We start from the raw sequence: 9,994 nt of genomic DNA, 5'->3' as shown, positions 1-9,994 counted from the left end.
GTTTTGCCTGAACCGGTTTGTGCCGAAGCCATAATGTCGCGGCCGTCCAAAGCAAACGGAATCGCTTGCGCCTGAATCGGGGTCGGGCTTTCATAACCCTCGCTGCTTACGGCAGACAAAATGTTTTTATCAAGGTTCAAATCGGCAAATTTAATAGACATATCTATCCTAAGAGACAACAACGCGCACGCCTGAACAATTTCAGACGACCTGAAGCAAAGGAAAGTAACGATACGGGAAATGTGAAGTTACAGGGTTGTCGCAAGCATCTTGCTTGTGGTTAACATCGACGACAACCTGCACAGAAAAGGCTTTGCAAATATGCAAGCAATAAAAGAAACGCGCCCGAAACGGCGGTTTAGGTTGGATGACGATGGCTTCGTATCAAAAGGCGAAGGGCGGATAATAAAGGAGAAAACCGCCCAGGTCAAGCAAAACAGGCTGCGAGTGCAAAATCAAGCTATAATGCCGTTTTATTGAATCAGCACGGATGAATCCGACATGAAGTTTTTCAAAACCGCCTTATTACCTGCACTTGCTGCCGCCCTGTTGCTTGGCGCGTGCAGTGGCTCGGAGAGTTATCGCGGCGAATGGAAGGCCGTTGCGTCCGACGGTAGCAAAGCCGAAATCACCTTTGCCGAAAAAAGCTTTACTGTCAAAGACGAAAAAGGCAAAGAAACCGTTTACGAATACACTCAAAACCAATACAAATTAGAAAGCGGCAGAACCAGCTACGGCATCGACATCAAAAACGCCTCGGAAGCACGAATCGTGTTCCCGTTTAAAGGCAAGACCGACCGTGCCACCATAGTTGCGCCTGACGATACAATTCTCTATATGCTTGACCGCCACGCCTACGTCCCTACTGATCAATTCTGGAAACTTCCCCAATAAGGCCGTCTGAAAACCATGACCGACATTACCCCCTTTGCCAACCGCTTGGGCAAAAACATCAAACATCTTATGAAATGGGCCAAACGCAACAATATCGAAGCCTGGCGCATTTACGACCGCGATATTCCCCAATTTCCCTTTGCCGTCGATGTTTACGGCGACCAAATCCATCTTCAGGAATACGATACCGGCTGGCTGATGCAGCCCGAAGAATACGAAGCATGGCTTGCCGATGTATTGGAAGCTATTGGTTTTGTGACCGGTTTTGCGCCCGAACAAATCCACCTCAAACGCCGAGAACGTCAAAAAGGCTTGCAGCAATACGAAAAAACCGGCAAAACCGGCGACGATTTCGTCATCACTGAAAACGGCCGCAAGTTTTGGGTCAACCTCGACAAATACCTCGATACCGGCCTTTTCCTCGACCACCGAAATACGCGCAAAAAGGTCGGCGACACCGCAGCGGGCAAACGCTTCCTCAACCTGTTTTCCTACACAGGCAGCTTCACCGTCTATGCCGCAACCGGGGGTGCAGTATCCAGCGAAACCGTCGATTTATCGAATACTTATCTGGAGTGGGCAAAACGCAATTTCGAACTCAACGGCATCGACCTTGAGCAACACAAAATCGTCCGCGCCGACGTGTTCCAATACCTGCAAAATGCCGCAGACGAAGGCAAAAAGTTCGACCTGATCGTCATGGACCCGCCCAGCTTTTCCAACAGCAAAAAGATGCTCGACATCCTCGACATCCAGCGCGACCATAAAAAGCTGATTGACGGCGCAATGAGCCTGCTCGCTTCAGACGGCATTCTGTATTTCTCCAACAACCTGCGCAGTTTTGTGTTGGACGATTCGGTCGCGGAACAATACACCGTCAAAGACATTTCCAAGCAGTCCGTTCCCGACGATTTCCGCAACAAAAAAATCCATCAATGCTGGGAAATCAAGCATAAATAAGCATCAGGCCGTCTGAAAGCCAGTTTTCAGACGGCCTGATTACCATATTGAATCTCTCAATCAATAGGCGCATAATTGAAGAAATTGTTGACAATATCAAAAGGAAAAGAACATGCAAAACTACCTGACGCCCAATTTCTCATTCGCCCCCATGATTCCGGAACGCGCGCTCGGCAGCCGGGTTTGGGATACCGAAGGACGAGAATACATTGACCTGTCAGGCGGTATTGCTGTGAACGCGCTAGGCCATTGCCATCCCGATTTGGTCGCAGCCTTGGCCGAGCAGTCGCAAAAGCTCTGGCACATTTCTAATATCTACACCACCCAACCGGCGCAAGAATTGGCCAAAAAACTGGTCGAAAACACCTTTGCCGACAAAGTGTTTTTCTGCAATTCCGGCGCGGAAGCCAATGAAGCCGCACTGAAACTGGCGCGCAAATACGGCCGCGATCATTTTGGCGAACACAAAACCGAAATCATCTCCTGCCTCAACAGCTTCCACGGCCGCACCCTGTTTACCGTATCCGTCGGCGGCCAGCCCAAATACAGCAAAGACTACGCGCCGCTTCCGGCCGGCATTACCCACGTTCCCTTCAATGATGTTGCCGCATTGGAAGCAGCCATCAGCGACAAAACCTGCGCCGTGATTATCGAGCCGATTCAAGGTGAAAGCGGTATCCTGCCTGCCACCCAAGAATATCTGCAAGCCGCACGCCGTTTATGCGACAAACACGGCGCCTTGCTGATTTTGGACGAAGTGCAAACCGGCATGGGTCATACGGGCAAACTGTTTGCCTACGAGTATTACGGCATCACACCCGACATCATCAGCTCCGCCAAAGCCTTGGGCGGCGGCTTCCCGATTGGCGCGATTCTGACCACCGATAAAATCGCCCCAACCTTCGGCCCCGGAACACATGGCTCGACCTTCGGCGGCAACCCGATGGCGTGCGCCGTCGGCAGCCGTGCATTCGACATCATCAATGCGTCCGAAACATTGGCACACGTTAAACAACAAGGCCAAAAACTTCAGACGGCCTTGCGTGAATTGGGTGAAAAGACCGGCGTATTTAAAGAAGTCCGCGGCATGGGCTTGCTGCTCGGCTGCGTGTTGGCAGACAAATACGCAGGCAAGGCATCTGAAATCACCGCCGCCGCTTTAAAACACGGTCTGATGGTACTGGTTGCCGGCGCCAATGTGGTGCGTTTCGCCCCCAGCCTGCTGTTGAACGATGAAGACATGGCCGAAGGCTTGAAACGTTTTGAAGCGGCCTTGGCCGAATGGTTGGCCTGATTTTTAAAACCCAATATCCAAATCAGCCGACAGCTTTTGATTCTATTAATGCCATCTAGTAAAGGCCGTCTGAAAGACTATTTTGAGTTTTTCAGACGGCCTTTTTTTCAATATTGAAAACAACATCCGCCTACATGCTTTGTCATTTGATGTTTGTTAAAAATCGTACCGCCTCTTCGTGTTACGCTTGGCAAACAATTTGATTTTGCGAAGAAAAGGAGCAGGAGATGGTATCATTGGAAACCCAAATCGCCGGTTTTTCTTTTGACAACTGCCTGATGAACGCCGCTGGTGTGTCATGTATGACTGTTGAGGAATTGGAAGTGGTCAGACAGTCTTCGGCAGGCACTTTCATTACCAAGACCGCAACGCTTACCCCTCGTCAAGGCAACCCCAAGCCGCGTTATCGGGATGTGCCTCTCGGCAGCATCAATTCGATGGGTTTGCCGAATCAAGGCATTGATTACTATCTGGATTACCTGCTTACCCTTCAAGAGTCTCAGCCGGAACGGACATTTTTCCTATCACTGGTCGGTCTGTCTCCCGGCGAAACACATATCCTGTTGGAAAAAGTGCAAAATAGCGGGTTTAACGGCATTACCGAACTCAACCTATCCTGCCCAAACGTCGCCGGCAAACCGCAAATCGCCTACGACTTTGAAACAACCGAGATGATTTTGGATAATGCCTTTACCTACTTCGACAAGCCATTGGGCATCAAGCTACCGCCGTATTTTGATATTGCCCATTTCGATCAAGCGGCGAAAGTGTTCAACCGCTATCCCCTAAAACTCGTCAACTGCGTCAACTCCATCGGCAACGGCATGTATATCGAAGACGAATCCGTCGTCATCCGCCCGAAAAACGGCTTCGGCGGCATTGGAGGCCAATACATCAAACCGACTGCGCTCGCCAATGTCCACGCGTTCTATCAAAGACTGGATCCGTCTATCCAAGTCATCGGAACCGGCGGCGTTTACAGCGGCCGTGATGCGTTTGAACACATCTTGTGCGGCGCAAGCATGGTGCAGATCGGCACGGCGCTACACCAGCAAGGCGTCGGTATTTTTGAACGGGTTTCCCTTGAATTAAAAGCCATCATGGCGCAAAAAGGCTATGAGAAGCTGGAAGACTTCAAAGGCAAATTGAAATATTTTGAATAAGGTTTACTCTAAAAAACGCCCAAGGCCGTCTGAAAATTTCAGACGGCCTTGTTGTATAATTGCTCCCCACATTACCCGTCTTCCCCTTCAATGAAACTCAACCCCCAACAGCAAGCCGCGGTCAAATATCTAGGCGGCCCCCTGCTCGTCCTTGCCGGCGCAGGCAGCGGCAAAACCGGTGTGATTACGCAAAAAATCAAGCATTTGATTGTCAATATAGGCTATCTGCCGCATACCGTTGCAGCGATTACATTTACCAATAAAGCCGCCACGGAAATGCAGGAGCGCGTCTCTAAAATGCTGCCCAAGTCGCAAACGCGCGGGCTGACGATTTGCACCTTCCACTCTTTGGGTATGAAGATTTTGCGCGAAGAAGCGAACCATATCGGTTATAAAAAAAACTTTTCCATTCTCGACTCTACCGACAGCGCAAAAATCATCGGCGAACTCTTGGGCGGTACGGGCAAAGAAGCCATATTCAAAGCGCAACATCAAATTTCCCTTTGGAAAAACGATTTAAAGACGCCTGAAGAAGTAGTTCAGACGGCCGCTAATGTGTGGGAAGAGCAAACAGCGCGCGTGTATGCGAGCTATCAGGAAACCCTGCAAAGCTATCAGGCGGTGGACTTCGACGACTTAATTCGCCTGCCTGCCGTGCTGTTGCAGCAAAACAGCGAAGTGCGCAACAAATGGCAGCGGCGGCTGCGTTATCTGTTGGTTGACGAATGTCAGGACACCAATACCTGCCAATTCACCCTGATGAAGCTTCTGACCGGCGCGGAAGGCATGTTTACCGCCGTCGGCGATGACGACCAGTCCATCTACGCATGGCGCGGCGCAAACATGGAAAACCTGCGCAAAATGCAGGAAGACTATCCGCAGATGAAGGTTATCAAGCTGGAGCAAAACTACCGCTCCACCGCGCGGATTCTCAAAATCGCTAATAAAGTGATTGAAAACAACCCCAAACTCTTTACCAAAAAACTTTGGTCACAGTTTGGCGAAGGCGAAATCGTCAAAGTCGTTGCCTGCCAAAGCGAGCAACACGAAGCCGACTGGGTCGTCAGCCAAATCGTCAAGCAAAAGCTGGTCGGTGGCGACAAAACCCAATACGCCGATTTTGCCGTGTTATACCGCGGCAACCATCAGGCGCGGATTTTTGAAGAAGCCTTGCGCAGTGCGCGCGTCCCTTACCAACTTTCCGGCGGGCAAAGCTTTTTCGACAAAGCCGAAATCAAAGACGTTTTGTCCTATTTGCGCCTGCTTGCCAACCCCAACGACGATCCCGCCTTCCTGCGCGCCGTCACCACGCCCAAACGTGGCATCGGCGACGTCACACTGGGCAAGCTCAACACCTACGCGCACGAACACGAATGCAGCCTATATGAAGCCGCGCAAACCGAAGAAGCGCTTGCCCTATTGAACCATACCAACCGCCAACACCTGCAAGCCTTCATGGATATGATTGAAAACTACCGCACCAAAGCCGAAACCAGCGAAGCAGGCGAGCTTATCCATAACCTGCTAAAAGAAATCGACTACGAAAACCACTTGCTGGTCAATGAGGAAGGCAAAGCAGGTGAAATCAAATGGCGTAACGTTACCGACCTGACCGGCTGGCTGGAACGCAAAGGCGAGCAAGACGGCAAAAACATCATCGAGCTTGCCCAAACCATCGCCCTGATGACGCTTTTAGAGGGCAAAAGCGAAGAAGAAGTCGATGCCGTCAAACTCTCCACTCTTCACGCCTCCAAAGGTTTGGAATACCCCTACGTTTTCCTTGTCGGTTGCGAAGAAGGCATCTTGCCGCACAACGACAGCATCGAAGAAGACAATGTCGAAGAAGAACGCCGCCTGATGTACGTCGGCATTACCCGCGCCAAACGCCAGCTTACGCTGACTCATTGCCTCAAACGCAAAAAACAAGGCACATGGCAATTCCCCGAGCCAAGCCGCTTCATAGACGAAATGCCGCAGGAAGACATCAAGATTTTAGGCCGCAAAGGCGGAGAGCCGATTGTGAGCAAGGAAGAAGGAAAAAGCAATCTGGCAGGATTGCTGGATATGCTGGGAAACAAAAGAAAAGGATAAAGCAAGGCCGTCTGAAAGTAAGGTTTCAGACGGCCTTATTGTCAGCAAAATGTCAAAGACGACAATCAAATAATTTTCACTTTATATCGTTACGCCTATCCGTTCCCACTTCTCTCGATTCTTCAAAAATAAACAAAAATAATCGAATAATCAGCTACAAAATAAAAAAAGCAGGTGACCCGATTGCCTTATCCCCCTTCAATTTACAAGCAAAAATTGTCAACACTTGAAGTATAAATTCACAAGCAAAATTGCATTTTTCAGGTATAATAACGGATTCCCCAACTGCATTTTGTGAGCTGAATCCATGTCTGTTGTTCTGCCCTTGCGCGGTGTAACCGCCCTTTCCGATTTCCGTGTTGAAAAACTCTTCCAAAAAGCAGCCGCCCTCGGCCTGCCCGAAGTTAAATTAAGCAGCGAATTTTGGTATTTTGTCGGTAGCGAAAAAACACTTGATGCCGCGACAGTCGAAAAACTGCAAGCCTTACTGGCAGCGCAAAGCGTTGAACAAACGCCCAAAGCGCGCGAGGGCTTGCATTTATTTTTGGTAACGCCCCGTTTGGGCACCATTTCTCCTTGGGCTTCCAAAGCAACCAATATCGCGGAAAACTGCGGTTTGGAAGGCATTGAACGTATCGAACGCGGCATGGCCGTATGGTTGGAAGGTGCGCTTACCGACGGGCAAAAACAACAATGGGCAGCCCTGTTGCACGACCGCATGACCGAAAGCGTGTTGACCGACATCGATGCAGCGGCGCAACTGTTCCACCACATCCAATCGGAAACCTTCTCCAGCGTAGATGTATTGGGCGGCGGCAAAGAAGCATTGGTCAAAGCCAATACCGAAATGGGCTTGGCGCTTTCAGCCGACGAAATCGATTATCTGGTTGAAAACTATCAGGCTTTAAACCGCAATCCGTCCGATGTTGAATTGATGATGTTCGCTCAGGCAAACAGCGAGCACTGCCGCCACAAAATCTTCAACGCCGACTTCATCCTCAACGGCGAAAAACAACCGAAATCCCTTTTCGGCATGATTCGTGATACACACAACGCGCATCCCGAAGGCACAGTCGTTGCCTATAAAGATAATTCGTCCGTGATTGAAGGCGCGAAAATCGAGCGTTTCTATCCGAATGCGGCGGAAAACCAAGGCTACCGTTTCCACGAAGAAGACACCCATATCATCATGAAAGTGGAAACACACAACCACCCGACCGCCATCGCGCCGTTTGCCGGTGCGGCGACGGGCGCGGGCGGTGAAATCCGCGATGAAGGTGCGACAGGTAAAGGCTCACGTCCGAAAGCAGGCTTGACCGGCTTTACCGTCTCCAACCTGAATATCCCCGGCTTGGAGCAGCCTTGGGAACAAGCCTACGGCAAACCCGGCCATATTGCTTCTCCTTTAGACATCATGATCGAAGGCCCCATCGGCGGCGCAGCGTTCAACAACGAATTCGGCCGTCCGAACCTCTTGGGCTACTTCCGCACTTTTGAAGAGAAGTTTGACGGTCAGGTTCGCGGCTATCACAAACCGATTATGATTGCCGGCGGCTTAGGCAGCATTCAGGCACAACAAACACACAAAGACGAAATTCCCGAAGGCGCATTGCTGATCCAACTGGGCGGCCCGGGCATGCTCATCGGCTTGGGCGGCGGCGCGGCTTCTTCTATGAATACCGGTACAAATGACGCGTCTTTGGACTTCAACTCCGTACAACGCGGCAACCCCGAAATCGAACGCCGCGCGCAAGAGGTCATCGACCGTTGCTGGCAGCTTGGCGACAAAAACCCGATTATCTCCATCCACGACGTCGGCGCAGGCGGCTTGTCCAACGCCTTCCCCGAACTCGTCAACGATGCCGGACGCGGCGCGGTATTCAAGCTGCGCGAAGTACCGCTGGAAGAACACGGCCTCAACCCATTGCAAATTTGGTGTAACGAATCGCAAGAGCGTTATGTGTTGTCGATTTTGGAAAAAGATTTGGAGACCTTCCGCGCCATCTGCGAACGCGAACGCTGCCCGTTTGCCGTAGTCGGCACAGCGACCGACGACGGTCATTTGAAAGTACGCGACGATTTATTCTCCAACAACCCTGTCGATTTGCCGCTGAACGTCTTGCTCGGCAAACCGCCCAAAACCACGCGTACCGACAAAACAGTTACGCCGTCTGAAAAACCCTTTAACGCCGGCGATATCGACATTACCGAAGCCGCCTACCGCGTTTTGCGCCTGCCTACCGTAGCCGCCAAAAACTTCCTGATTACCATCGGCGACCGCAGCGTCGGCGGCATGACCCACCGCGACCAAATGGTCGGCAAATACCAAACCCCCGTAGCCGACTGCGCCGTAACCATGATGGGCTTCAATACCTATCGCGGCGAAGCGATGTCTATGGGCGAAAAACCGACCGTCGCCCTGTTTGACGCGCCTGCTTCAGGCAGAATGTGCGTCGGCGAAGCCATCACCAACATCGCGGCGGTCAACATCGGCGACATCGGCAACATCAAACTTTCCGCCAACTGGATGGCGGCGTGTGGCAACGAAGGCGAAGACGAAAAACTCTACCGCACCGTCGAAGCCGTCTCCCAAGCCTGTCAGGCATTGGATCTGAGCATCCCCGTAGGCAAAGACAGCCTGTCAATGAAAACCGTGTGGCAGGACGGCGAAGAGAAAAAATCTGTCGTCTCGCCGTTGAGCCTGATTATCTCCGCGTTCGCGCCAGTTCAAGACGTACGCAAAACCGTTACGCCCGTATTAAAAGACAATGCCAATTCATTCACTATTCTGCTGATGATTGACTTAGGCAACAACAAGTGCCGTATGGGTGGGTCTGCACTGGCTCAAGTGTATAACCGAAGCGGCGGCGAAGCACCTGATATTGATGCAGGCCATCTGAAAGCGTTTTATCAGTTAATTCAGCAACTCGTTCAAGAAGATAAGTTGCTGGCCTACCACGACCGCAGCGACGGCGGTTTGTTTGTGACTCTGGCAGAAATGGCATTTGCTTCTCGCCGTGGCATGAATCTCGACCTGCTGACAATGGTAAGTAAAAATATTAACGTTCAAAACGAGTATTACTCGTCTCAAGAATGGCAAAAATTTGTCCTAACTACCCTGTTTAACGAAGAATTAGGAGCCGTTATTGCTGTTCACGCTGCCGACCACGAATATATTTTCAATTTGTGCGAGAAACTGAATCTCACGCTGCACTATTTGGGAGAGTTTGCCGACAGCGGCCATATGGTCATCAATGCAGGAGAAGAAATTTTCAATCAATCCCTTACCGACCTGCAACGCGCATGGCAGGAAACCAGCCACGCCATTCAACGTCTGCGCGACAACCCTGCCTGCGCCGACAGTGAGTTTGCCCTGATTGACGACAACGACCGCAGCGCATTGTTTGCCGACGTGAAGTTCGACGTGAACGAAGACATCGCCGCGCCTTTCGTCAACAGCGGCGCGAAACCCAAAATCGCCATCCTGCGCGAACAGGGCGTGAACGGACAAATCGAAATGGCCGCCGCCTTCACCCGCGCCGGATTCGATGCTTACGACGTGCATATGTCCGACCTGATGGCAGGCCGCGTC

8 protein-coding genes are annotated in these 9,994 nt (G+C 51.2%); 7 read left to right on the top strand and 1 reads right to left on the bottom strand.

Features of this window, described 5'->3' with window-relative positions; all coding sequences use genetic code 11:
* The coding region (locus ACTHS3_RS08520; RefSeq protein ID WP_440367680.1) for a DEAD/DEAH box helicase at positions 1 to 161 on the bottom strand (161 nt) is incomplete at its 3' end.
* Between the two features lie 115 nt (positions 162 to 276).
* Here ACTHS3_RS08520 and ACTHS3_RS08515 point away from each other — a divergent pair.
* From ACTHS3_RS08515 to purL, 7 genes are all read left to right on the top strand, one after another.
* Positions 277 to 480 (top strand): hypothetical protein, encoded by a 204-nt coding sequence (locus tag ACTHS3_RS08515; protein WP_004520342.1) that lies wholly within the window; start codon positions 277 to 279, stop codon positions 478 to 480.
* Between the two features lie 21 nt (positions 481 to 501).
* On the top strand, positions 502 to 894 hold the full coding sequence (locus ACTHS3_RS08510) for a hypothetical protein (RefSeq protein WP_004520341.1): 393 nt from the start codon (positions 502 to 504) through the stop codon (positions 892 to 894).
* A gap of 15 nt (positions 895 to 909) precedes the next feature.
* A complete protein-coding gene (locus ACTHS3_RS08505) occupies positions 910 to 1,854 on the top strand; it encodes a class I SAM-dependent methyltransferase (RefSeq protein WP_004520340.1) in 945 nt (314 codons plus the stop codon).
* A 112-nt stretch (positions 1,855 to 1,966) separates the two neighbouring features.
* The gene (locus ACTHS3_RS08500; protein ID WP_070625562.1) at positions 1,967 to 3,148 is read left to right on the top strand and encodes an aspartate aminotransferase family protein; all 1,182 of its coding nucleotides are present in this window, start codon (positions 1,967 to 1,969) and stop codon (positions 3,146 to 3,148) included.
* Positions 3,149 to 3,375: 227 nt separating this feature from the next.
* Complete coding sequence (locus ACTHS3_RS08495; RefSeq protein WP_070625564.1) at positions 3,376 to 4,311, top strand: dihydroorotate oxidase; 936 nt, start codon at positions 3,376 to 3,378, stop codon at positions 4,309 to 4,311.
* A 90-nt stretch (positions 4,312 to 4,401) separates the two neighbouring features.
* Positions 4,402 to 6,402 carry a DNA helicase Rep gene (rep, locus tag ACTHS3_RS08490; protein ID WP_070625566.1) on the top strand — a complete coding sequence of 667 codons (2,001 nt, stop codon included), beginning with the start codon at positions 4,402 to 4,404 and terminating at the stop codon, positions 6,400 to 6,402.
* Positions 6,403 to 6,709: 307 nt separating this feature from the next.
* Positions 6,710 to 9,994: phosphoribosylformylglycinamidine synthase (purL, locus tag ACTHS3_RS08485; protein WP_440367678.1), on the top strand; the 3,285-nt coding region annotated here is incomplete at its 3' end.

The sequence above is a fragment of the Neisseria sp. P0009.S007 genome (assembly GCF_051962515.1).
This window is presented reverse-complemented; position numbering and strand designations above follow the sequence as displayed.